Annotated in this window: 17 protein-coding genes; 4 read left to right on the plus strand and 13 right to left on the minus strand. The window is 58.8% G+C overall.

Features of this window, described 5'->3' with window-relative positions; translation table 11 throughout:
• Nucleotides 1-430 precede the first annotated feature (430 nt).
• From AC1Q6Y_RS21555 to AC1Q6Y_RS21605, 11 genes are all read right to left on the minus strand, one after another.
• The gene (locus AC1Q6Y_RS21555) at nucleotides 431-1213 is read right to left on the minus strand and encodes a MetQ/NlpA family ABC transporter substrate-binding protein (protein ID WP_492625127.1); all 783 of its coding nucleotides are present in this window, start codon (nucleotides 1211-1213) and stop codon (nucleotides 431-433) included.
• 178 nt (nucleotides 1214-1391) lie between these two features.
• A complete protein-coding gene (locus AC1Q6Y_RS21560; protein WP_492625128.1) occupies nucleotides 1392-3605 on the minus strand; it encodes an RHS repeat-associated core domain-containing protein in 2214 nt (737 codons plus the stop codon).
• 44 nt (nucleotides 3606-3649) lie between these two features.
• Nucleotides 3650-6085 (minus strand): RHS repeat domain-containing protein, encoded by a 2436-nt coding sequence (locus AC1Q6Y_RS21565; protein WP_492625129.1) that lies wholly within the window; start codon nucleotides 6083-6085, stop codon nucleotides 3650-3652.
• 44 nt (nucleotides 6086-6129) lie between these two features.
• The gene (locus AC1Q6Y_RS21570) at nucleotides 6130-7176 is read right to left on the minus strand and encodes a hypothetical protein (protein ID WP_218495391.1); all 1047 of its coding nucleotides are present in this window, start codon (nucleotides 7174-7176) and stop codon (nucleotides 6130-6132) included.
• Between the two features lie 215 nt (nucleotides 7177-7391).
• On the minus strand, nucleotides 7392-8318 hold the full coding sequence (locus AC1Q6Y_RS21575) for a sigma 54-interacting transcriptional regulator (RefSeq protein ID WP_492625130.1): 927 nt from the start codon (nucleotides 8316-8318) through the stop codon (nucleotides 7392-7394).
• A gap of 55 nt (nucleotides 8319-8373) precedes the next feature.
• Nucleotides 8374-8955: an alpha/beta hydrolase gene (locus tag AC1Q6Y_RS21580; protein WP_090452457.1), complete on the minus strand. Its 582-nt coding sequence runs from the start codon at nucleotides 8953-8955 to the stop codon at nucleotides 8374-8376.
• 290 nt (nucleotides 8956-9245) lie between these two features.
• On the minus strand, nucleotides 9246-9647 hold the full coding sequence (locus tag AC1Q6Y_RS21585; RefSeq protein WP_008045412.1) for an ExbD/TolR family protein: 402 nt from the start codon (nucleotides 9645-9647) through the stop codon (nucleotides 9246-9248).
• A 1-nt stretch (nucleotide 9648) separates the two neighbouring features.
• A complete protein-coding gene (locus AC1Q6Y_RS21590) occupies nucleotides 9649-10374 on the minus strand; it encodes a MotA/TolQ/ExbB proton channel family protein (RefSeq protein WP_057712499.1) in 726 nt (241 codons plus the stop codon).
• Nucleotides 10375-10418: 44 nt separating this feature from the next.
• Nucleotides 10419-11228, minus strand: a complete 810-nt coding sequence (locus tag AC1Q6Y_RS21595) for an energy transducer TonB (RefSeq protein WP_492625131.1) — start codon at nucleotides 11226-11228, stop codon at nucleotides 10419-10421.
• A gap of 259 nt (nucleotides 11229-11487) precedes the next feature.
• The gene (locus AC1Q6Y_RS21600) at nucleotides 11488-13848 is read right to left on the minus strand and encodes a TonB-dependent receptor (protein WP_492625132.1); all 2361 of its coding nucleotides are present in this window, start codon (nucleotides 13846-13848) and stop codon (nucleotides 11488-11490) included.
• A 134-nt stretch (nucleotides 13849-13982) separates the two neighbouring features.
• Nucleotides 13983-14903 carry a TauD/TfdA dioxygenase family protein gene (locus AC1Q6Y_RS21605; RefSeq protein ID WP_057712502.1) on the minus strand — a complete coding sequence of 307 codons (921 nt, stop codon included), beginning with the start codon at nucleotides 14901-14903 and terminating at the stop codon, nucleotides 13983-13985.
• A gap of 183 nt (nucleotides 14904-15086) precedes the next feature.
• Here AC1Q6Y_RS21605 and AC1Q6Y_RS21610 point away from each other — a divergent pair, with 183 nt between their 5' ends.
• The gene (locus AC1Q6Y_RS21610) at nucleotides 15087-16007 is read left to right on the plus strand and encodes a LysR family transcriptional regulator (RefSeq protein ID WP_090452450.1); all 921 of its coding nucleotides are present in this window, start codon (nucleotides 15087-15089) and stop codon (nucleotides 16005-16007) included.
• 106 nt (nucleotides 16008-16113) lie between these two features.
• Here AC1Q6Y_RS21610 and AC1Q6Y_RS21615 read toward each other — a convergent pair whose 3' ends face one another.
• Nucleotides 16114-17127, minus strand: coding sequence for an ABC transporter substrate-binding protein (locus AC1Q6Y_RS21615; RefSeq protein WP_154861275.1), 1014 nt, complete (start codon nucleotides 17125-17127; stop codon nucleotides 16114-16116).
• 401 nt (nucleotides 17128-17528) lie between these two features.
• On the opposite strand from AC1Q6Y_RS21615, the gene AC1Q6Y_RS21620 reads away from it, so the two are divergent.
• Genes AC1Q6Y_RS21620 through AC1Q6Y_RS21630 form a run of 3 tightly spaced genes read left to right on the plus strand, consistent with a single transcriptional unit; the run spans nucleotide 17529 to nucleotide 21565 of the window.
• Nucleotides 17529-19127, plus strand: coding sequence for an ABC transporter permease (locus AC1Q6Y_RS21620; protein WP_492625133.1), 1599 nt, complete (start codon nucleotides 17529-17531; stop codon nucleotides 19125-19127).
• Nucleotides 19124-19939 carry an ABC transporter ATP-binding protein gene (locus AC1Q6Y_RS21625; RefSeq protein ID WP_057712506.1) on the plus strand — a complete coding sequence of 272 codons (816 nt, stop codon included), beginning with the start codon at nucleotides 19124-19126 and terminating at the stop codon, nucleotides 19937-19939. The genes AC1Q6Y_RS21620 and AC1Q6Y_RS21625 overlap by 4 nt, the downstream gene beginning before the upstream one ends.
• A 15-nt stretch (nucleotides 19940-19954) precedes the next feature.
• Entirely contained in the window at nucleotides 19955-21565 is a 1611-nt protein-coding gene (locus tag AC1Q6Y_RS21630) for an arylsulfatase (protein ID WP_340312585.1), read from the plus strand.
• Between the two features lie 130 nt (nucleotides 21566-21695).
• Here AC1Q6Y_RS21630 and AC1Q6Y_RS21635 read toward each other — a convergent pair whose 3' ends face one another.
• Nucleotides 21696-22769, minus strand: coding sequence for a fatty acid desaturase (locus AC1Q6Y_RS21635; RefSeq protein ID WP_057712508.1), 1074 nt, complete (start codon nucleotides 22767-22769; stop codon nucleotides 21696-21698).
• Nucleotides 22770-22787 lie beyond the last annotated feature (18 nt).

Consider the following 22787-nt stretch of genomic DNA (forward strand, 5'->3'; position numbering starts at 1 on the left):
CAGCTACTTTCCATTACGCCGTAGGAAGGATCTTTTTTTCGAAACGCCTCTCCAAGGACGAACCACTTTTGGCCAGAATCCCGGCCAAAATCTCACAAGGACGAGAACATGGCAGACGTACAACCGCCGCAACGGCTGGATCCGCAGGACATTCTGAAACTCTTGATGGCGTTGCGCAGGGCATTGGAGGCCAGGCCGGCCTGAGCAATTCAGAGTCAACTGGCTCCCTGTGGCGAGGGGGCTTGCCCCCGTTGGGCTGCGAAGCGGCCCCAAACAGATCTCCCGCGCTCCCCTGGGCGAATGCTGCGGCCCGACAAGCCCCCTCGCCACAAGAGCCCCCTCGCCACAGTTAAATCGAGCACCCATAAAAAAACGCCGACGCTAAATCAGCCGTCGGCGTTTGAAACCTTGAAGGGGTTTGCTTCGCGAATCAGAACGCAGGCAGTACCGCGCCGCTGTACTTCTTCTCGATGAAGGCTTTCACTTCCGGGCTGGTCAGGGCTCTGGCCAGTTTCTGGATGGCAACGCTGTCCTTGTTGTCCGGACGGGCCACCAGGAAGTTCACATAAGGCGAATCGGCACCTTCGATCACCAGGGCGTCTTTAGCCGGGTTCAGACCCGCTTCCAGCGCGTAGTTGGTGTTGATCATGTCCAGGTCGACCTGATCCAGCACGCGCGGCAACATCGCGGACTCGAGCTCCTTGAACTTGAAGTTGTGCGGGTTCTTGGCGATGTCTTTCGGCGTGGCCAGGGCGTTTTTCGGGTCTTTCAACTCGATCAGGCCAGCCTTCTGCAGCAGGATCAGGGCACGGCCGCTGTTGCTGCCTTCGTTCGGGATGGCGATGGTCGCGCCGTCTTTCAGTTCAGCCAGGGTTTTGACTTTCTTCGAGTAGCCGCCGAAGGGTTCAACGTGAACACCGATCACGGTTTCCAGGTGAGTGCCTTTGCCTTCGTTGAAGCTCTTCAGGTACGGCAGGGTCTGGAAGTAGTTGGCGTCCAGACGCTTCTGATCGACCTGCACGTTCGGCTGAACGTAGTCGGTGAAGACTTTGATTTCCAGGTCCACGCCTTCTTTGGCGAGGGTTGGCTTGATCAGCTCGAGAATCTCGGCGTGTGGAACCGGGGTCGCGGCAACCACCAGTTTCTCGCCAGCCTGGGCCAGGCCCGCGGTCAGGGCAGCCGCCAGTGCGGTGAACAACAGAACCTTTTTCATGCAGTGTCCTTATCGAAAATCACAGTCGCTTGTGGCGACGGCTTGAACATGAGAGTGCCAGTGAAGTGCTATCGCTGGCGTGAAGCGGACAATACCGGGATTTTTTATTCCCGAACAATAACTTTTATTCAAGTTGATATTCCATTTTGAAATAATCTAGATCTCTGCTCATCGTTGTTCAAACACCGCGCAGCTTGATGATCTGCTCGCCAATCTCATGGGTGAATGACTCCAGAGCGTCCAGCGCATCGCTTCGAAATTTCTGGGCACTGAAACCCTCAGTCAGTGATGGCCAGTAGTCTTGAAGCAATGCGTCGGCTTTGGCAGCGTACTTTTCCGAATTCGCGACCACGAATGCTGATTTGGCAGCGATACCCACCCCACTGGTGACCGTTTTTGCCGTCAACACGTTGTTTAGCCGGCTTTGTAATTTGACCGTGCTTCTCAATGCCTCATTTGCCGTGGAAACAGCGCCGTGAAGACGCCGCCCCACCGCCACCCGCGCTGCCCCTCGCTGTGCAGCCACCACGTCTGCCAGGGAGCCGACACTTTTCGTCAACGCAAAGCCAATGCCTTTACTGCCAATTTTTGCAACCGCGGTGGCCCCCAACGAAACCACTCCCAGCGCCAGCGACGAGTAGGTCAATATCTGGGCGCCAAGGCTATCCGGGGCCAGTTCATCGACAACCGCGGAGGCAATTGAAACTGTCGCGGAAATGACCTCCAGGGTTAAAAAGGCCAAGGCGTTGGCCGAGATCGGCACGAGTGGTGCGGTTGCGCCCATGGTCACGACGGTGAGGGCAATCGCGGCGGCGGCCAGGGCGGCAGTCACTCCGATTTTCACCCATCCCAGGGTCGGGATATGCCCGGTGGGATCCTTGAGATTGACCGGATCCCCCAGACAATAGGCATAGGCATTGAGGCCGCCACCCTCAAAGGGGCTCCAACTGTCGGGGCTTTGAAATCGCATCAATCGGGGGTTGTAGGCCCGATACCCCCTGCCGAGCAGGTAACACCCGGTTGAAGGGTCCAGTCGCTCACCCTGAAACCCCAGCAGGGCGCCAAGTCCGCTCGATGCGGGGCGATCACCATAAGGAAGGCAGGACAAAACAGATTCGTCTTGAGATCCAAGGCGAGCAAGGGCGGTGCCCTGACCATCCGTGACAAACAAGACAACATCGTCACCTTGCTGCTCGGCCAAGTACTTGCCGTCGCCTGACAACAGACTGCGTCGATGGTTACCCGCCACTTCGCTGCACAGCGCATGTTCGCTATGGAAAAGCCTGATCAACTCTGCGGATTCGGCAGCCACCGCATGCAATTGATCTTCGCCGTCGAATTGATAGTGCGTGCGACCGCCAGCGCTGGCGACACTTTCGAGCCGACTCAGCGTGTCATACCTGAACGTGCGCCCCTGGTTATCATTGAGCAGATTACCGTTGGCATCGTATTCGAAGCTCACTTGCCCGGGCTGATAGTGCGCGTGACTGTGAGTCATTGAACTCAACTGGGTTTTGTCAGGACGATCGTAGGAAAACCTGCACAGGTTCTCCTCCCCATCGAACCCCGTACGCACCGTCAACAGGTTGTCGAGGTAGTCGTAGGTGAACGCCTGAAAATCAATGCGTTTTCCCCAGGCATCGATCGGTGCCTGCGTGCCTTCACAGTCATAGCGCGTCAGACGCCCGCGGCTGTCGTAGGCGAAGGTTTCTGTACGTGACTGCGCACCGGACACCAGCGATCGTTGCTGAAGTTTGTCATCGGCCCCAAACGCTTGAATGACCTCCAGGCGAGATCCGTCGCCGAACTGCGAAATACGCTGAATCTCACGACCGAACTCATCGTGAACCAAGGTGGTCGTCAGCGAACGTTTCGAGGCGGTGTCCTCGACACTCAATGTCAGCAACTGGCCCTGGGCACCGTAGGCGTACTTCGCCAGAACCGGTCCCTGCCGTATTTCCACGGGCCGCGCCGCAGCGTCATGGATGTAAGCAGTTTCTACATCGTTGACATCGATAAAGCTGATGGGCAGCCCATTCAATGAACGGATAGTGGCAGTGCCGAAGCGGCCTTCGCTGGAGATCCACTCCCGGGACTTTTCTTTGCCCGACCTGGAGTACTCAAACCGGCGCTGAATGGCAGGGCTGGAAGTTTCGACGAGTTGCCCGGTCAATGGATCAAATCGATGCCTGGCTGATTCCGCGTGGCCGCCCATCCGCGCGGTCACTGCCCCGTTGAGCATGGGATCAAGGGCGAACCTGAAAACATCGCCCGCCGCCGTCACTTGCTGCAAAGCTTGAGCGCCACCACCCTCATAGGTCCTGGTTTCGGTTCTGCCGCCGACGGTCGTACGAGTGACACGCAACAAACCGTCGTAAGTCCGGGTGCCCAATACGTAGTCATCGGCACTGATTTCGATTGGATGATCACCCGTGCTCAGGGGGTCATACTTTTTTTTATCGAAGTGCCATCCGGCAGAATCGTCTCGATCAGACGCCCGTAAAGGTCATAACGGAAGCTCGTTTCGAATCCCGCCTCGTTGGTTTGCGTCAGGCAACGCCCAAGTCCGTCGTAGGTAAAAGTCGCGGTGATAGTGACCGCACCTTCGGAGTCGATGCGTTCTTCCCGGTCCGGCTTACCGAACACGTTCAATACAGAACGGGTTTTTCCAGCGCCGTCGAGCCAGCAAGTTCGAGTCAATGAAACCGGGTCAAACACATCGTTTACCGGGACACCGTCAGGACCTACCGTTCTGCATACGCGCCCCCAGCCGTCGTGGCTGTAGGTCGTGGTTGACTCGGTGGCCTTGCCCTCGGACCAGTCCTGGCTGACTTCGCTCACCAGTCGCCCAAAATTGTCGTAGTGGGCCTCATAGGTCAGACGTAATGGTCTGTCGGCTGAATCGAAATCCTGAACCTTGACCTTGGTCGTGCGCCCGACCCCGTCGAGCCAAATCTTGCTCAGCACTCCCCGTATGTTGGTGATGCCGATGGTTGCGCCGTCCTCTGACTGGCTTTCGCCGTAGAATTCAGTAATGCGTGACGCGATATCCGTTCCATCGAATGCCGCTGTCTCGCGAACGACACGGTTCAGATTGTCGTACTTCTTCAACAACTCATTGCCGCCCCCATCCCGAAGCTTGACTTCCTGTCCGATAAATCGGTCATGCCAGACATTGCGATCATGCCTTTCACTACCCACGAACAATCGTTGAAGGGTTTTTACCCAATCTCCATCAATTGAATATTTGAATTCGAGACGGCGGTGACCATTGTGCCCGGTTTGCGAGCGACTCTTGAGGCGTCCGTAAAATGCATCGCTGGCATCATCGATGTACTCGAATCGAGTATCCACGCATGGCTTGTTGTTCCCACCTTCAAACAACCTTTCGCTTTGAGGCAACAAAAACCGATGACCGCCTTCGCGCAAGGAGGGCAAGTCGATGTAGGAAAAACGGACAATGACTGTCGGTGCCGGGGCAAAATCAGGTGAAGGCGTGACCGATCGCTCCTTCAATGCCGTGATGAAGCCCAGTGAATTGGGGGGGCAACCCTCGGCACCTTCGGCCGGATAATAGACGTAGTCCTCCCGGGCTCCGCTCGGATTGATCTGGGTTAGCAGATTGCCGAATTCATCATAGGTCGTATGGGTAGTTTCGGTTCGGCGCGTGGCGCTCGCGGAAATATCGACATAACTGACGACAGCTGTTTTCTGCAGTTGGAAATGGGCGGGCTGACCGGAGAAGTCCAGACCGTCAACATCGTGATAAACAACCGTTTTTTGCTGAACCTTGCCGTTGGAAATGGATTTTTCCGAGATCATCAGGTGAAAGCGGTTGTAGGTTCTTTCGATGCGACTCAGTTCAACCGCATTAACACCCTCCCCCGCAACCAGGCGTTCGGTGCAGGAGTAGGTGTAAGGTCCTTTGTGCCCATGCAGATGGTCCCCGTCCTGCACCCAACGAAGTCCCGATTGATAGCCGAGGAAATTTTTGTCGGAGTATTCATAGACACGGGTGATCGTCGGCAACCCTGTACCCGGCACCAGAACACTGCGCCGCACCGCCGGCAAGGCATTGATCGGCGCCCCGAGCGGCAACCGATGCTTCTGAGGAGCGTACTCGATACGCTCGACACTGCCGCCCGGCGCGCGGACGTCCGTCATGACCAGAAAACCATCGAGTAACTGGTAATTGAATGACCATGCAAGGTGCTCGGCAGAACCGTGATCAAGGGTTATCTGCCGAAGCCAACCATCACGAACCCGCAAAACAAATTTCAAGCGTCTTGGCGGATGATCAGGCCATACGGTAATGCTGGCGGGTTGATCTTTCGTTTCATGACTCAGGGCCACGACGCGTTGTTGCTGATCGTGAATTTCGTGCAGGACGCGACGGCCCCGCACCAACATGTATTTCAGATTGATCGAGCGCCCTTCGTTGGAGAAGACATGTTCGGGCAACCATTCATCATAAGTTTCATCCGGCCTGACCAACCTCTCGATCAGACCGTTTTTATGGCTGACAACCAGGTTGTCGCCGTCGAGCGTGACCCGAGTGTCTTGAAGCTTTTTATCCCGGACGATGAGCTGCCCTCTGCTGATGTAGACACGATAAGAAACTCCGCTAGCAAGGGTCAGCTTACGGGTCTTTCGATTGTAGGAGCTCAAGCCCAATGACCAACCGCGTCCCCAACCGAAATCCGTTGTGCGGAAACTATCGAATGAAATACTGAAGGGTATCAGCGGACCGTTGATATTGTTGGCCACCCACCCCGCGAGATTAATGCTGGTACTATAAGAGCCGGTACGGACGTCCACTCCAGACTGTATAAATTCAGAAAAATTGAACGCGCTGGATTCCACTTCTGGCATAGCTGTACTCATCATCATTCCTTGACGCTGCAGATACAGTAAAATTAAACAACTTCGATCATCGAAGGGCTTTGGGTGTTCATTGCGACGTCGACTTCATGCCCGTTCCCATACATATCCCGAACAAACATCTTCACCGACAATTGATCATATCGAACTGTGGACTCTCCGCCCTTTCTGGCAAAGTGCATCAAAAAAGTTATTTTGCCTTGCTCATCATGGTAGGTCGCAATTTGATCGGCTGTTTCCCACAATGCCTCCGCGCCGTCATTAGACTTGAGCCCATTAAAATAGCCAACGGCGTAGTACCCGAGATAGTCAGGATGTTCACTGCGTGCCCGCAACACGCCGGTAATCGAGCAATCGACGAATTTTATATGCTGCTGGTCCACTAACAGGTCCAGGACATATCGATCAACCTTGGCAACGTTCTCTGTCGGCTTCCAGTTGGCGGACAGGTGTTTGACCCTGAACTGTTCTTTTCGATAGATCGGCGGTGGCACGGTCCTCAGGCTTATTTCACCGAATTCCGAGGTTTCTTCCGAATAGAACACCTCACCGTCCGAACGGGTAATGGCCGCAATCAGCTTGACGGGGTCGGGTGAGTTGCTGCTGACGTAGAACTCCTTGAGAAAGATGCCTTTCCCCCGCACAACCGGGCCATGCAGTTCACCCGTGTGAGGAAACGGCGCGTACGGCAAACTTCGCTCCAGCATGCACTTCCATACTGGTTCCTCGCCGTCTCGAATGGTGTCTATCGGCAGGGCTTTTCCGGAATAGGCATCCAGCAATTGAATGCTGTCGAGTTCGCTTTCGGAAATTCCAACTACCTTTTGCCCTTCGTCGACAGCTTGTACAACTACCATCAATCTCAACTGCTGGTATCCGTTGGCGTAAATTATGTTTCCGCCCGAAGTCGAGAAAACCTGAAGTCGTTTGAGATCTATCCACTCAGGAGAATCAGCCTCTTGAAAAGACTGGGGCGCCATCTCCGGGTCAGCAGGCATATAACCGTCGACAAGGAGATTGATATCTTTCAACTCATCGTCGACACCTGGAGCTATCGCAGCATTATTTCCAACAAACTTCACAGAAAAATCCTTTTTCATATGATATGTAACAACGACGGATATCAATGTATCCAGGGAGAAACTAGAAGATATGTCAAAACCTATTAGCTCACAAAATACAAAATTGTTACAATCACACTGCAAATAGTACAAAATATAACAGCAACAATCAGCGCCCATAAAAAAACCAGGCAACCATCAATTGCCCGGTTTCGTTATAACGCCAATAAACGTGCTTATATATTGATGCTTGCGAAATATTCTTTCAGCGCCCGGACTTCAGCGACATCCCCTTGTTGAATAAGTTGATCTATCCATCCTCGTACAAGAACCGCAGATGGACGGACAACCGGCAGATTCAAATGCTCCGGCAAGATTTCGTCACCCGTACTGACCAGTAATGCAAAGTGAATGACGTTCTCCAGTTCCCTGGTATTGCCCGGCCAACTGTGCCGTTCCAGCACAAGCTGCGCCGCTTCGCTGATCAGCGGCACTGGCAAGTCGAGACGCTGGCTGTAGATACCGAGGAAGTATTCGGCCAGCGGCAGGATGTCACCTGTGCGTTCGCGCAGTGCCGGCAGCTCGAGTTGGCCTTCGCTGAGGTAGTGATAAAGGCGTTCATGGAATTTTCCGGCGGCAACCGCCTGGGCCAGATCGATGCTGGTGGCCGCCACCAAACGCACATCCACCGGGCTCGGCTGAAGGGCTCCGACGCGGGTGACTTCGTGGTTCTCCAGGGCAGCGAGCAATTTGGTCTGGATCGGCAGCGGCAGGTCGCCGATTTCGTCCAGGTATAGCGTGCCGCCATTGGCCGAACCGAACCACCCGGCGCGACTGCTCGCCGAGCCGCTGTAGCTGCCCGCCGCATAGCCGAACAATTCGGCGTCGGCGTAGGTCGGGCTGATGGCGCCGCAATTGACCGACACGAACAACCCGCCGCGATCACTGGCGCGGTGGATATGGCGGGCCAGCAACTCCTTGCCGGTGCCGGTTTCGCCACGAATAAGCACTGACACTGAACGCGTGGCCAGTTGCTCAAGGTCTTCACGTAATTGTCGTGAGCGTGAATCGACAAACACCAGCGCCTTGGCGCGGATGCTCAGGGGACTTTTTTCCGCATCGGGAAAGGTCAGCAGCGGCTGGCCGAAGGTTTCAAAGCTCATGGCAGACTCCCGCCCAAAACCGCCGGGAGACGGGGGCGTTAAATAAAGAAAGTGTTCAAGCGCGGCGCAGGGCGTGGTGTTCCATGCGGTTTTGCAGTCGATAGAGGTAGGCAAAACCTTGCTCCCAACGCTGGTGACCGGACTTCACGTTGATGTGCCCGGCCCCCGACAGAATCCCCGCCTCGGCGCCCCAGTTACGCGCCAGCTCCAGCGCCCGCGGTGCACTGACGGCGCTGTCGTTGTCGGAGCTGACAACCTGGCTGGGGAACGGCAGCAGATCCGTCGGTATCGGTGCGAAATTGCGCAACGCCGGCGCGCAAGCCGGGCGTTCGACATCTGCCGGTGCGACGAGCAAGGCGCCGCGCACTTGACGCAAAAACTGCACGGGGGCACTCGCGGCCCAATGGGCGACGGTGATGCAACCCAGGCTGTGGGCAATGAGAATCACCGGCGTGCTGTCGGCGGCAATCGCCTCGGCCAGCGCCGCGACCCAGTCTTCACGGCGCGGCGTCAACCAGTCGGCCTGTTCCACCCGTGCGCTATTCGGCAGGCTGTTCTGCCAGTGGCTTTGCCAATGATCTTCTGGCGATCCTTGCCAGCCCGGCACAATCAGGTAGCGAATTGATTCGTTGCGCATGGGGGAGCTCTCCTGCTGCGTGTCTGTTCCAGGTCGAGTATAGGGAGAGGATTTATATTCGTTAAGGAATAAGAAGCTATTTATTAAGATCTATATCGAATATAAAACACTTATCCTGTGGGAGCGAGCTTGCTCGCGATAGGGTCCGGACATTCAACATCGATGTCGTTTGATCCACCGCCATCGCGAGCAAGCTCGCTCCCACAGGGGTACCGCGGCGTTGCGAAAATCGAGGCATAAAAAAAGGGCCGCACCCTGCCAAGGAGACGGCCCCGGAAAACGAAAATCCGTTAACGCGCAGTAATCACCGACAGCCTGGTAATCCCTGCCCGTTCAATCGACGCCATGGCCCGTGCCACTTCGCCGTAATTCACCCCATCGTCCGCCTGCAACTGCACGCGCACCTCGGGGTCCTTGGCCTTCGCCGACTTGAGGTTGAACTCCAGCAAGTCCGGCTGTATCTCGTCCTTGTTGATAAACAGTTTGCCGGCACCGTCGATGCTCACCACCAACGGGTCTTTCTGCTCCACCGGCGCCACCGCTTCGGTCTTGGGCAGGTTGATCGGAATGGCGTTGGTCAGCAGCGGTGCGGTGACGATGAACACCACCAGCAACACCAGCATCACATCCACCAGCGGCGTCACGTTGATCTCACTGAGCACCTCATCGGTGTCTTGCGTGGAGAAGGCCATATCAGGACGCCTCCTTCACTTTCTGCACGCTGCCCTGGGCCGCCACTTTGTGCGCCGTCGGGTGGATCAGCACACGGAACGAACTCTTCTGCGCCAGGCTGTAGAAGTCGTGGGCGAAGTCATCCAGGTCCGCCGCCGTCAGTTTTAAACGACGCAAAAAATAGTTGTAAACCAGCACCGCCGGCACCGCGACGGCGATCCCTACGCCGGTGGCGACCAGTGCCGCACCAATCGGCCCGGCGACCGTTTCAAGGCTTGCCGAGCCCGCCGCGCTGATGCCTTTCAACGCTTCCATGATTCCCCACACCGTGCCGAACAGACCAATGAACGGCGAGGTGCTGCCAATGCTCGCGAGTACCGCCAACCCGGTTTCCAGCGACCGGCGCTCGCGCACGATCTGCTGTCGCAAGGCACGCTCCAGACGATCCTGATGATTGATCGCCTGGCTCAGGTCCGCAGCCTGCGGCGCCTCGCCCACCTGGATTGCCGCATAACCGGCCTGTGCAACCCGGGCTGCCGCTCCGGGCCGGGTTTCGCTCAGCTCGGCCGCCGAGTCGAGACTCGAAGCGGCCCAGAACTGTTGATGAAACTTTCGATCCTGTGCCTTGAGGCGACCGAACTGCACGCCCTTGAGCAATGCCAGACCCCAGGTCGCGACGGAAAAAACCACCAGCAGCCAGATCACCGCGCTTTCGATGGATTCAAGTGGAGATGCCAGTAACGTCATGATGTATTCCTCGTGTAAACGTTTCGCGCGAATTTGGTTTCGGTTTAATGAATCTTGAAATCGATGGGCACGCTGACCCAACCGTCCTGGGCGACATCACCCTGCTTGGCCGGCACGAAACTCCAGCGCTTCACCGCGTTCAGCGCTGCTTCGTCCAACGCATCGCGGCCGCTGCTTTTCTGGATCTGGACCTCGCCGGGCTTGCCGCTGGCCAGCACATGCACGCGCAACAGTACCGTGCCTTCCCAGCCACGACGCTGGGCCAGCGAGGGGTATTCCGGTGCCGGGTTTTTCAAGTAGCCCGCGTTCGCTGAAGCAGGTGTCACGGGAGCTGGAGCCGGGGGAGCAGGTGGCGCAGGAGCCGCTACGGGCGCTGCCGGTTTCGGCGGCGCGGGTGGTTGCTCAATAGCCTTGGGCGCCGGTTTCGGTATCGGCTTGGCAACCGGTTTGGGCTTGGGAACCGGCTTCGGTGGCGGCGGCTTCACGGCCAGTTCGTCTTCCACGGGCGCAGGCGGCTCAACCACTGGCTGGACAGGTTGCGGTGGCGGCGGCTCGACCACCGGTGGCGCCGGACGCGAAAACTCGATGGTCATCGGCGGAATCTGCGGTGGCACGATGGGCAGCACGGTGGTCGGTTGCTGATTGACCCAATAGATCACCGCGCCATGCACCAGCAACGCCAAAAAGCCCAGCACGATCGTTTCCCGTCGGCGAAGGACGCCTTTTGGCGCGCGCTGCAAACGCAACTGGCCCAAGGGCACCCGGTGCGGTCGGCCGAGGTCGACCAGCTCACCACCGGGTGCCTGGCGCCACAGCACTTCATGTGCACCGGCGGCGGTCTGGACATTGCCCATTGTTTAACTCCCTGCGGTCTCTTTGCGGATTACCGGAACGTCGTGCTGAACATCCCCCGACGACGTCCTGGTAGAGCAATCATTGGCTTGAACGCTTAGCTCTGAAAGTAATGTTTAAACTTATGTTTAGACCTTAAGCGAATATATAAAACCATCAATCCACCGCCAGAGCCCGCCGTTCAAGGGCTCCGGCGCAGTGAAAAAAAACCGATGCCTTGCCCGCATTGAAAGTATTCATCCAAGGCATGGTTTTTCGCCGTCAGAAGTCGTATCGACCGGTCACGCCCAGCATCCGCGGTGTGCCGAGCAGGCCTTCATAACCGCCATTGGCGGCCGTCCACAGCGTCGTGTAGTAGGTTTTGTCGAAGGCGTTTTTCAGCCACAGCGAAACGTCCCACTGACCCTGGTTGAAGTCGCCACGAAGGCCGGTGGACAGGTTGACCACCGCATAACTCGGGATCTGCCCGAAGTCGGAATCTTCCACCGTGCCCACCGCTTTGGAGCGGAACGCATAACTGGCGGTGACGTACTCTTCGAAGCCGTTGCTCAGGTTCCATTTGTATTCGCCATTGGCGTTGCCGATCCATTTCGAAGCACCGACCACTTGATGGCCGCTGAGGTCGCAGGACGCTGGAGCGCCCGGCGCCAGGCTGACTTCCGGCGGGCAAGGTGCGTCCTTGTAGGAGAGGTAGCTGACGTCGTTGTACGAGCCATTGATGTTCAGCGTCAGGCCACGCAGCGGGATCAGAGTGCTTTCGAACTCCACGCCACGGGAACGCACGGAGCCGGCGTTCGTCAGGTATTGCACGCGATTGACGGCGTCGTAGGCGTTGGTCTGATAGCCGTTGACCTGGGTCCAGAACAGGTTGGCATTGAGTTGCAGGCGACGGTCCCACAGGGTGCTCTTGAAACCGAGCTCGGCGTTATTGGCGCGCTCGGTGCCGATCAGCAGCGAGTCGGCGCCGGCAACCGCTGCCGTGCCTACCGCCAGATTGACCCCGCCGGATTTTTCGCCATGGGACAAGGTGGCGTATGTGAGCAGGTCGTCGGTGATGCGGTAGCTGAGGTTCAACAGACCTGAAGGGCTGGAGCTGTACTGATTCAGATCGCCGGAATCGAAAGCGCCGGCACGACCGCGCCGTGCTGCGGCGGCCGCACCGGTTACCGCAACGCCACCGACCGGTGCCTCGCGCGTGACATTGGCGTTTTTCTCTTCATAGGTGCCACGTAGCCCGGCGGTGAAATCCAGGCGTTCGGTCAAGTGCCAGGTGCCTTGGGCGAACAGCGCAAAGCTGTTGGTTTCGATATGCCCGTTGCCGACGCTGTCGATGTTGTTCAGCGCACCGTTAGGTGTACCGCTCCAGATGTCCGCTTGCGGTCCGTAGAAGGTGAAGGATTTGTTGTCCAGGTCGGAACCGAAGTAGTAGGCGCCGAGCACGTAATCGAAGAATCCACCGGTAGGCGACGCCAGGCGAAACTCCTGAGAGTACTGCTTATCCTCCACCGAAACGCCAGCGTTGTGGAAGGCGGATACGTTCAGACCATCATCGTTGCGCGGGGTGAAATTCCACCAGCGATAGGAGCTGATAGAGGTCAGGGTGAAGTCGCTTGGCAGCGTCCAGTTGGCCTCGACCGAAGTACCGCCCTGATGCACGGTGACGTGCTGTTCGTTGTTCAGGTTGACCTTGCGGTGCGTGCCGTCGACCAGTGTCGCGCCCGCCGCGTTGGCCCGGGTCTGATACAGGTTGGTGCCATTGATGGTTGGGCCGGTGTTGTACAACACACGGGTGCCGGCGCTGGAATCTTCCTCGTTGTAGTCGCCGATCCAGCGCAAGTTGAACGACTCGTTAGGCTTGAACAGCAACTGCCCACGGAAGCCTTCGCGGGAGCCACCGTTCAAATCGTGGCCATCGAATTCATTCTTGATGTCACCGTCGCTGCGGGTGCGATACGCGGAAAAACGTCCCGCCAGTTCGTCATTCAGCGGGCCGGAAATCGTGCCCTTGGTCTGGAAGTAGCCATCCTCGCCCACCGAAGATTCGATGCTGCGTTCAGGGGTAAAGGTCGGCGCGCGGGTGCTGATGTTGATCACGCCGGCGGTGGTGTTCTTGCCGAACAAGGTGCCTTGCGGGCCACGCAGCACTTCGAGCTGCTCGATGTCCATCAGGTCGAATACGGCCATGCCGGGGCGGCCGAGGTAAACGTTGTCGATGTACAGGCCGACACTGCCTTCCAGGCCATCGCTGGCCGGGTTGTTGCCCAGGCCACGGATCGACACGCTGGATTGGCGCGCATGCATGTAGGCGACGTTGACGCTCGGCACCAGTTGCTGCAGATCCTGGATGCGATAGACCCGCTGGGTTTCCAGAGTCTGGCCGCTGACCACACTCATCGGCGTCGGCACATCCTGAGAACTTTCTTCGCGGCGGCGAGTGGTGACCGTCACGGTTTCCAATTGCGCGCTGTCGGCCGTGGCGGCCTTGGCCGGAATGGATTCCGGGGTGGCGCTGTCGGCTGCATAGCCTTGGGTCCAACTGGCGCTGCCTGCCAGCAACAAGGCCAGTGGCAGGCGTTTGAGCCGTTGGGGTGAAGAGGTTGAAGCGAGGTGCAACGGACTCATAAGGCGGGGTTCCCGATCAAAGTAAATGCTTTGTTGCTTGCCAGGCCGCCATCGCGAGCAAGCTCGCTCCCACACTGATCCTGTGAACTGCGAAGATCCCCTGTGGGAGCGAGCTTGCTCGCGATAGCGTCAGTTCAGACGCCGTCGATATCCGGCCCTTTCACCGTCTGGCTGACCTGCCCGTTCACCCCCACCGGCACTTCGCCCTTGAGCGTCACCCGGCGCACGATGCGGTCCTGGGTCCCGTAGTCATCCACCGCGTAATGCTGGGTAGAGCGGTTGTCCCAGATCGCCACATCACCGGCCTTCCAGCGCCAGCGCACGATGTTTTCCTGGCGGATCACATGGCTCTGCAACAGACCGAACAGGTGCGCCGAATCGGCCTGGGAATAACCCTTGATGCGTTTGACGAAATGCCCCAGCAGCAGGCTTTTCTCGCCGCTGATCGGGTGCACGCGAACCACCGGGTGTTCGGTCTCGTACACGGTCGAAGTGAAAATCTTGCGATAGCGCTCCAGCTTCTCGGCCGAGACGTCAGGCCTGGTGCCGGCGTAGTCGTATTCGTTGCTGTGCACGGCGACCAGCTTGTCGGCCAGCTCACGCAGCTCCACCGACAACCCGTCATAGGCAGTGGCGGTGTTGGCCCACAGGGTGTCGCCGCCGAAAGCCGGGGCCACCACCGAGCGCAGGATCGAGGCTTTTGGGTAGGCTTCGACGAAGGTCACGTCGGTGTGCCAGGAGCTGGCACGCTGGCCCTCGGCACCGTCCAGCTCCAGCAGAAAGCGCGTGCCTTCGCGCACCGGTACGGTCGGGTGCGCCACCGGTTCGCCGAGCAGATGGGCGAACGCCTCCTGGCGTTGGTCGTCGAGCTGGGTCTGCTCGCGGAAGAAGATCACTTTGTATTGCAGCAGTGCCTGTTGAATGGCTTCAACAGTGGCGGCATCCAGCTCGCCTGAAAGCTGTACGCCACGGATTTCGGCACCGATGCGACCGGCCACCGGATGGATTTCAAGCGCGTGAACAGCGGGTTGTACTGCGAAAGCGGCATTGCTCATGGGTAGACCCTCATCAGACTGCTTGCGGTTGAACCGGCCGCGAAACACTGCTCTATCTATATTCTATTTAGATCTAATAGATATCTATATGCTTCGTTGACGGAATAAGAGGTTGCATTTAAAACCTCAGTCAACCCTCGTCGCAAATGCCTTCGAGCTATTTTTAGGATGCCGGAAAAGCATATGGATCTTCGCCAGTTGCGTTACTTCATCGCCCTCGACGAACACCGCAGTTTCGTGCGCGCGGCCGAGGCCATGGGCATTACCCAGCCGGCCTTCAGCCGCAGCATTCAGGGGCTCGAACACGAGTTCGGCTGCGTCCTGGTGGACCGAGGCAACAAGGATTTGCGCCCCACCCCTGAAGGCCTGGTGGTGCTGCAACATGCCCGCAGCCTGGTGCAGGGTGCTGCGCTGCTCAGCTGCGAAGTGACGCAGATGACCAAGCTCGATGCGGGTGAACTGCGCTTCGGTTGCGGCCCGGCTCCGGCGGTGAAACTGGTACCGGATGCGGTGGCGCAGTTCATCAACGCGCACCCGAAAGTGCGCACCTGTTTCGAGGTGGATAACTGGGAGAAACTCAGCCGCGCCCTGAGCCGTGAAGAGATCGAATTCTTCATCGCCGACATCCGCCATTTCGAGTCCGATCCGAACTTCCAGACCCAGGCTCTGACGCCCAAGCGCGGCGTGTTTTTCTGCCGGCCAGGGCATCCGCTGCTGGCCAAGGAGAGCCTGTCGACCAACGACATGTTTGATTACCCGCTGGCGACTACGAAGATCCCGCCGGGCATTCGCAAACTGCTGGCGAACCTCAGTGGCCGGGTGGATTTTTCACCGACCATCGAGACCGAACATTTTCCGGCGCTGGTGAAAGTGGTGCTGCAATCCAACGCCATCGGCGTGGGGACTGAAGAAGCGTTTGTTGAAGACATTGCCCAGGGCTCGCTGGTGCTGCTGCACTGGCGCAACCTGCCGCAGAACATAGAGAGCATGAACGCACGGTGCGGGATCGTCAGCCGCACCGGGTTCCGGTTGTCACCGGCGGCGCGGGCGATGATCGAGACGTTGGTGGCGGTGGACAGGCAGCAGATGCCCGTTGCGGTTTAGGGCCTCATCGCGAGCAAGCTCGCTCCCACAGGGGACCTCCAGTGTTCACACTGGTCAGTGTGGGAGCGAGCTTGCTCGCGATGAGGCCAATGAATTCACTAAAGATTCAGAGCTTCGCAGCAGCCAACTCCGGCGCCACCCAATCACTGACCTTGAACGACTTGCGAATCAGCTTCTGCTGCGAAGCCAGGTCCACGGCATCCTGCAATTTGCCGAGGAACACCGGGTCAAGCGTCGAGGGGAACACCTCGCTCAGTTTCTGATCCTTCAGGTCCTGTGTGAGGATCACCGCCGGATAACTCGCCAGCCCCGACACCAACTGAATGTAGGCGTCCTTGTTGCTGTCCTGGGTCAGCCACTCCACGGCCTGCTGTTGGGCCTTGAGCAATTTCGCCACCGCCTCCGGATGCGCATCGACAAACTTTCCAGTCCCTATCAGCACCGCCTGCACGCTGCCCGCACCGCCCAGGTCCTTGGTATTTAGCGGTAACTCGGCCAGCCCCTTGGCTTGCAACGCCGTCAGCCCGGAACCGCCCCACGAGGCATCGATCTGCTTCGCCGCCAGCGCCGCGACCGCCGCGTTGAAGTCGAGGTTGATGACTTTCACATCCTTCTCGCTCAACCCCTGGCTAGCCAGCGCCGCGTCAAAGGACAGCTGGCTGGCGGTGCCACGGAAGATGGCCACGCGTTTGCCCTTGAGGTCCTGCAGGGTCTTGATCCCTGAACCCGGCACCACGCCGAGGTAATGCTTCACCCCGCGCGCCGAGGCGCTGAGCAGTCGCGTATCCAGACCATTGGACTTGCCGATGATGGCCGCCAGATCGCCGAGGTAGGCCAGGTCCACTTGACCGTTGGCGAACGCCTCGTTGATCACCGGGCCTGCGCCCTTGAAGAAGCTCCACTGAATCTTGATGCCTTGATCGGCGAAAGCCTTTTCGAAGATCTGTTGATCACGCAGCACATCCACGACACCGCCACCACTGTGCTGGGTACCGGCACTCAGGTCCGGCACGGCGATGCGGATTTCCTTGAGTTCACCAGCGTTGGCCGTGAAAGCCAGCAGACCCGCCAGGGCCGGTGCGGCGAACAGACTGATGACACGTTTGAAGGGAAGGTTCATGGGTGCGGCTCCTTGAGGCAACGGGCGTTGAGGAGCCGAAAGTAGGCCCAAGTAGAACCAACACTTAAATACTATAAATTCACATTTTTAGACTATTTGGATCTATATCAAGGCCTGCGGACCTCTCCGTGGCGTATGCCTTGGCAGCATCAAAAATATTCTTCGAATGCATTGGATGCAGTGGCTTATGGAGGCCTTAAATGGTTTCGCTTATCTCTCAATAGTATTTATTTTAATTTTTATAGATCAATTTTGCATACGCCTTGGACCCTGTGGGAGCGGGCTTGCTCGCGATAGCGGTGTGTCATCCAGCACATGAGTCGCCTGACATGCCCTCATCGCGAGCAAGCTCGCTCCCACAAAAGGCAGCCAGTTTTGCAACCCGACAACGGAGGTCGTTCATGGCCCGTGTTTCCCTTCTGAGCCTACCGCTGGCCGCACCTCGGCTTGATGGTCGACGGCGTTGGCCGACGCTGAGCCGGCGGCTCTTGCCCTGGCTATTACCCCTCAGCCTGTTTGCGCTGTGGTGGCTCGCCAGCCGCAATCACTGGATGAGCGAGCAGATCCTGCCGGCGCCGAGCCTGGTCTGGAGCAGCGCACTGGAACTGTCCCAAGGCGAGTTGTGGAGCCATTTGTGGATCAGCCTGCAACGCTTGTTCTGGGGGCTGCTGGCAGGGATCAGCGCAGGTGCGGTTTTGGGTGCCGCACTGGGCTTCAGTCGTCGACTGGAGCGTCTGGTATTTCCAACCTTCGCCGGGTTGGCGCAAGTTCCGACCCTGGCCTGGATTCCATTGTTCATGGTGTTTTTCGGCATTGGCGAAGTGCTGAAACTGGTGGTGCTGATCAAGGCCATCGTGGTGCCGGTGACCCTGCACACACTGGTCGGTGTGCGCGATGCACAACCAAAACTGCGCGAAGCCGCCGCCGTGTTGCGCCTGCCCAGGCACCTGTTGATCCGACGCCTGGTGCTGCCTGCCGCACTGCCGGCATTCATGGCCGGTGTGCGCCTCGCACTGGCCGCCGGCTGGACTTCACTGCTCGCTGTTGAACTGCTCGCTTCCAGTGAAGGCATCGGCTACCTGATGGTCTGGGCGCGGCAGCTGTTCATGCTCGACATCGTATTCGTGTGCATTGTGGTGATCGGTTTGATCGGCGTGGCGATGGATCGCGGCATCGGTCTGCTGGACAGGAAGCTGGTGCACTGGCCGCACCCCGCCACCGCCGAAATCCGTCGCGGGCCGCGTTATCAAGGCTGGCAACGCCTGCAACCGTGGCTGCTGCCACTGGCGCTTCTGGCGTTGTGGCAACTGGCCTCGGATCAGCTGTGGGTCGACGCGAACATTCTGGTCAGCCCGCTGGCCGTCCTGCAGACCACTCGGGATGGTTTGCTCGACGGCACATTGCTTGGTGGCATGGCCCTGAGCCTGGGCCGAACCCTTGGCGGGTTGCTGCTCGGTGGCGGGCTCGGGTTTGCCTTGGGATTGCTGCTGGGGTTGTCGCGCACCAGTGAACGCGTGCTCGGCCCAACCCTCGCCGCCATCCGTCAGATCGCCATATTCGCCTGGGTGCCGCTGCTCACCGCGTGGTTCGGCCTGGGGGAATTGGCCAAGTGGGTGTTCGTTGCCCTCGCCGCCTTTTTCCCGCTGTTTATCGCCACCCAACGCAGCGTCGCCCACCTCTCGCCGCAACTGAACGAGGCCGCGCAGGTGTTGCGCCTGAGTCTGCGTCAGCGCCTGGTTCGACTGGTACTACCGGGCGCGGCGCAAGGGATTTTTGCAGGGCTTCGGCTGAGCCTTATCTACGCCTGGCTCGGCACCATTGGCGCTGAATACTTCATGCCGTCCAACGGCGGCATCGGCAGCCAGATGATCGGCGCCCAGCAACTGCTGCGCATGGACCTGATCATGGCCGGCATGCTGCTGGTGGGCCTGACCGGCGCCCTGCTCAACCTCATTGGCCAACGCCTGGAAATCCGCGTCACTCGCTGGAGACACGCATGAACGCACCGATTGTCAGCTTCAATCACGTGGGCAAAACCTTCGACGTCGACGGCTTCACACTTGAGGCCATTCGCGAATTCAACCTGGACATCGCCGAGGGCGAGTTCGTCGCCATTGTCGGCTCCAGCGGTTGCGGCAAATCCACTTTGCTGCGGCTGCTTGTGGGCCTCGATACGCAGTTTCGCGGGCAAATCAGCGTGGACGGAAAAGCCGTCACCGGCATCGGCGGCGAGCGCGGCATCGTCTTTCAGGAACACCGCTTGTTCCCGTGGCTGAGCGTGGCCGACAACATCGGCCTGGGCCTGGTCAACGAGCCATTGAGCGCTGCGCAAAAGCACAGGCGCATCCATGATTTCATCGAACTGGTGGGCCTGGGCGACTTCGCCCGCGCCTATCCGCACCAGCTCTCCGGCGGCATGGCCCAGCGCGTCGCCATTGCTCGCGGCCTGGTGGCCAGCCCACGGATTCTGCTGCTGGATGAGCCCTTCGGCGCCCTCGATGCACTGACCCGCCAGCAGATGCAGGACGAACTGTTGGCGATCCGCGCCCGGGCAAAAATCACCACCGTGCTGGTCACCCACGATGTCGAGGAAGCGATCTTCCTCGCCGACCGTGTCGTGGTGATGGAGCCGCGTCCGGGGCGGATCAAACAAGTGGTCGACATTGCCCTGCCCCATCCGCGCCAGCGCAGCAGTTTCGACTTCCACCAGTTACGCGAGGAACTGCTTCACGAACTCACCAGCGACGATCACTACCAGCCCCCCGTGCCGGTGCAGGTCCGCGATCTGCCGTTGTCCTTCATTGCCTACTGAAAAAGGAAATTCTTGATGCCGCAACGTCCCAACTTTCTAGTGATCCTGGCCGATGACCTGGGCTTTTCCGACATCGGCGCCTTCGGTGGCGAAATCAACACGCCGAATCTCGATGCACTGGCCAACAATGGCCTGCGCCTGACCGATTTTCACACCGCGCCGACCTGCTCGCCGACCCGTTCGATGTTGCTCACCGGTACCGACCACCACATCGCCGGCATCGGCACCATGGCCGAAGCACTGACCCCGGACCTGATCGGCAAACCGGGCTACGAAGGACACCTGAACGACCGCGTGGTCGCCCTGCCCGAACTGCTGCGCGAGGCCGGTTACCAGACCTTGATGAGCGGCAAATGGCACCTGGGCCTGACCGCAGAGCTGGCGCCTCACGCCCGGGGTTTCGAGCGTTCGTTTTCGCTGTTGCCCGGCGCGGCCAACCATTACGGCTTCGAGCCGACCTACGATGAAACGACGCCACGGCTGCTGAAATCCACCCCGGCGCTGTACATCGAAGACGACCAATTCATCGATGAACTGCCGAAGGATTTTTATTCCTCCGATGCCTTTGGCGACAAGCTGCTGCATTACCTCAAGGAGCGCGACCAGACCCGGCCTTTCTTCGCCTACCTGCCGTTTTCCGCGCCCCACTGGCCGCTGCAGGCGCCGGCCGAGGTGGTGGAAAAATACCGCGGGCGCTATGACGCCGGCCCTGAAGTACTGCGACTAGAGCGTCTGGAAAAACTCAAAAAACTGGGGCTGATCGAGGCCGATGTCGAGCCGCATCCTTTGATCCAGTTGACTGCACAGTGGGATGCCCTGAACGACGAGCAACGACAGATCTCCGCGCGGGCCATGGAGGTTTATGCGGCGATGGTCGAGCGCATGGACTGGAACATCGGGCGGGTTGTCGATTACTTGCGCCAGCAAGGGCAACTGGACAACACCTTCATCCTGTTCATGTCCGATAACGGTGCCGAAGGGGCGTTGCTGGAGGCCTTTCCGAAATTCGGCCCGCAGTTGCTGACCTATCTCAACCAGCATTACGACAACAGCCTGGACAACATCGGTCGCGCCAACTCCTACGTCTGGTACGGGCCGAACTGGGCGCAAGTGGCGACCGCGCCGTCGCGGCTGTTCAAAGCCTTCACGACCGAAGGCGGGATCCGCGTTCCGGCACTGGTGCACTACCCGCAGCTGCCGCTCAAGGGCCAGATCAGCCATGGGTTTGGCACGGTGATGGACATCACGCCGACCATTCTTGATCTGGCCGGCGTGCGTCATCCGGGCAAGCAGTGGCACGGCAAACCCGTGGCGGAAGTTCGAGGCAAGTCGTGGCTTGGGTTCTTGTCGGGCGAGACGGCGCAAGTGCATGACGAGCACACCGTCACCGGTTGGGAATTGTTCGGACGACGGGCGATTCGGCAAGGGCAATGGAAGGCGGTCTACATCCCGGGACCGGTGGGGCCGGCGACCTGGCAGCTGTATGACCTGGGCAATGATCCGGGGGAGATTCATGACCTGGCGTCGAGCCAGCCGCAGAAGCTCAGTGCCTTGATCGAACATTGGCAGCGGTATGTGGATGAGACAGGGGTGATCTTGAGTGAGTCGCCGTTTCAGCCGGATTGATTCAACCTGAACCACCGCTATCGCGAGCAAGCTCGCTCCCACACTGGCCGATGTGATGCAAAGATCGCATTCACACCGACACACCCTGTGGGAGCGAGCTTGCTCGCGATGAGGCCTTAACAAACAACCATCAAGCCCGAGCCGTACGCACCTTATCCCCGACCAATTCGTCCTTGCGCTCAAACCGGTTGGCCCGCGCAAACGTGCCGAAATCATTGAACCGCACGCCCATCTCGCGCATCACCTTGTGCCCCACCGGCACTGTCAACTGGCGGATGTAGAACGGTTCCTTCACCACAAAGTGATGGATCCCGTGGCTGCTGCCGAAGTTGAAGCAGAACGCCTGCAACGGCCACAGCCACCACGCGTTCAGCACTTGCGTCTGCTGCATCACGTTGCCCGGCTCCACGTCACCGTAGTAGTGCATGTTCGAGCTGATGAAGTGCAGGCAGAACGTGCGCAACACGTTCGGGCCGATGATCACGACCGCCGCGATGTCGATCACCTGCATCACCGACAACGTGGTCGCCGACCACTCGATCGGTGCACCCATCAGATGTGCAACGCCGTTCGCTGCGTGGAAACCGAGAAACACGTACCAGGCGCCCCAATGCATCAGCGCCAGCGGTGCGTAGACCTTCAGGGTGCGCTGGACGATGCTGATCTTTTGCGCCCAGGTCTTGGCCCGCAGCATGCGGATGAACGACGACATCATGTTGTCGCCAATCATCAAGAATCGCGCAATGCCCCAAGGCTCGCCGTTGGTAATGGCGCGTTCTTCCATATCGGTTTCAGAGCCCGACACCTTGTGGTGATTGAGGTGCAGATGGCGGCGAATCCACGGATTGATAGTGCTCGGCCGCGCCAGCCACACCAGCCCCATCATCAGGTTGTGCGGCACCTTCTGCTTGCGGAAGTACATGCTGTGGATCAGGTCGTGCTCCAGCTCATGGGTCAACGAGGCAAAAAACGCGTTGAGCAGCAGGCACGCCCACCACGCCATGTGCCCGCTCATGTAGAGCGCCGCTGAGCCGACCATACCAGCGATGGCGAAGGTCAGAATGCCTGCGCCGAGGGCGTCCTGATGCTTGAGAATCGGGTATTGCTCGCGCAACTCGACGCCTCTGGCCAGCACCACTTCGCGGATATGGGCCGATCGTTGGGCTGCATTCAGTCGTTGGGGGCTTGCAGAAGTACCGCTCATGCTTCCATCCTCTGGTTA

It is taken from the genome of Pseudomonas sp. GW823-FHT06E10 (assembly GCF_058794995.1).

Bases quoted from the DNA above. Each gene is read 5' to 3' on its own strand.
- AC1Q6Y_RS21595 (WP_492625131.1), bottom strand. From the start codon at position 11,228: ATGGGCAATGTCCAGACCGCCGCCGGTGCACATGAAGTGCTGTGGCGC.
- AC1Q6Y_RS21555 (WP_492625127.1), bottom strand. From the start codon at position 1,213: ATGAAAAAGGTTCTGTTGTTCACCGCACTGGCGGCTGCCCTGACCGCG.
- AC1Q6Y_RS21610 (WP_090452450.1), top strand. From the start codon at position 15,087: ATGGATCTTCGCCAGTTGCGTTACTTCATCGCCCTCGACGAACACCGC.
- AC1Q6Y_RS21565 (WP_492625129.1), bottom strand. From the start codon at position 6,085: ATGCCAGAAGTGGAATCCAGCGCGTTCAATTTTTCTGAATTTATACAG.
- AC1Q6Y_RS21620 (WP_492625133.1), top strand. From the start codon at position 17,529: ATGGCCCGTGTTTCCCTTCTGAGCCTACCGCTGGCCGCACCTCGGCTT.
- AC1Q6Y_RS21580 (WP_090452457.1), bottom strand. From the start codon at position 8,955: ATGCGCAACGAATCAATTCGCTACCTGATTGTGCCGGGCTGGCAAGGA.
- AC1Q6Y_RS21635 (WP_057712508.1), bottom strand. From the start codon at position 22,769: ATGAGCGGTACTTCTGCAAGCCCCCAACGACTGAATGCAGCCCAACGA.
- AC1Q6Y_RS21585 (WP_008045412.1), bottom strand. From the start codon at position 9,647: ATGGCCTTCTCCACGCAAGACACCGATGAGGTGCTCAGTGAGATCAAC.
- AC1Q6Y_RS21590 (WP_057712499.1), bottom strand. From the start codon at position 10,374: ATGACGTTACTGGCATCTCCACTTGAATCCATCGAAAGCGCGGTGATC.
- AC1Q6Y_RS21625 (WP_057712506.1), top strand. From the start codon at position 19,124: ATGAACGCACCGATTGTCAGCTTCAATCACGTGGGCAAAACCTTCGAC.
- AC1Q6Y_RS21615 (WP_154861275.1), bottom strand. From the start codon at position 17,127: ATGAACCTTCCCTTCAAACGTGTCATCAGTCTGTTCGCCGCACCGGCC.
- AC1Q6Y_RS21605 (WP_057712502.1), bottom strand. From the start codon at position 14,903: ATGAGCAATGCCGCTTTCGCAGTACAACCCGCTGTTCACGCGCTTGAA.
- AC1Q6Y_RS21630 (WP_340312585.1), top strand. From the start codon at position 19,955: ATGCCGCAACGTCCCAACTTTCTAGTGATCCTGGCCGATGACCTGGGC.
- AC1Q6Y_RS21575 (WP_492625130.1), bottom strand. From the start codon at position 8,318: ATGAGCTTTGAAACCTTCGGCCAGCCGCTGCTGACCTTTCCCGATGCG.
- AC1Q6Y_RS21600 (WP_492625132.1), bottom strand. From the start codon at position 13,848: ATGAGTCCGTTGCACCTCGCTTCAACCTCTTCACCCCAACGGCTCAAA.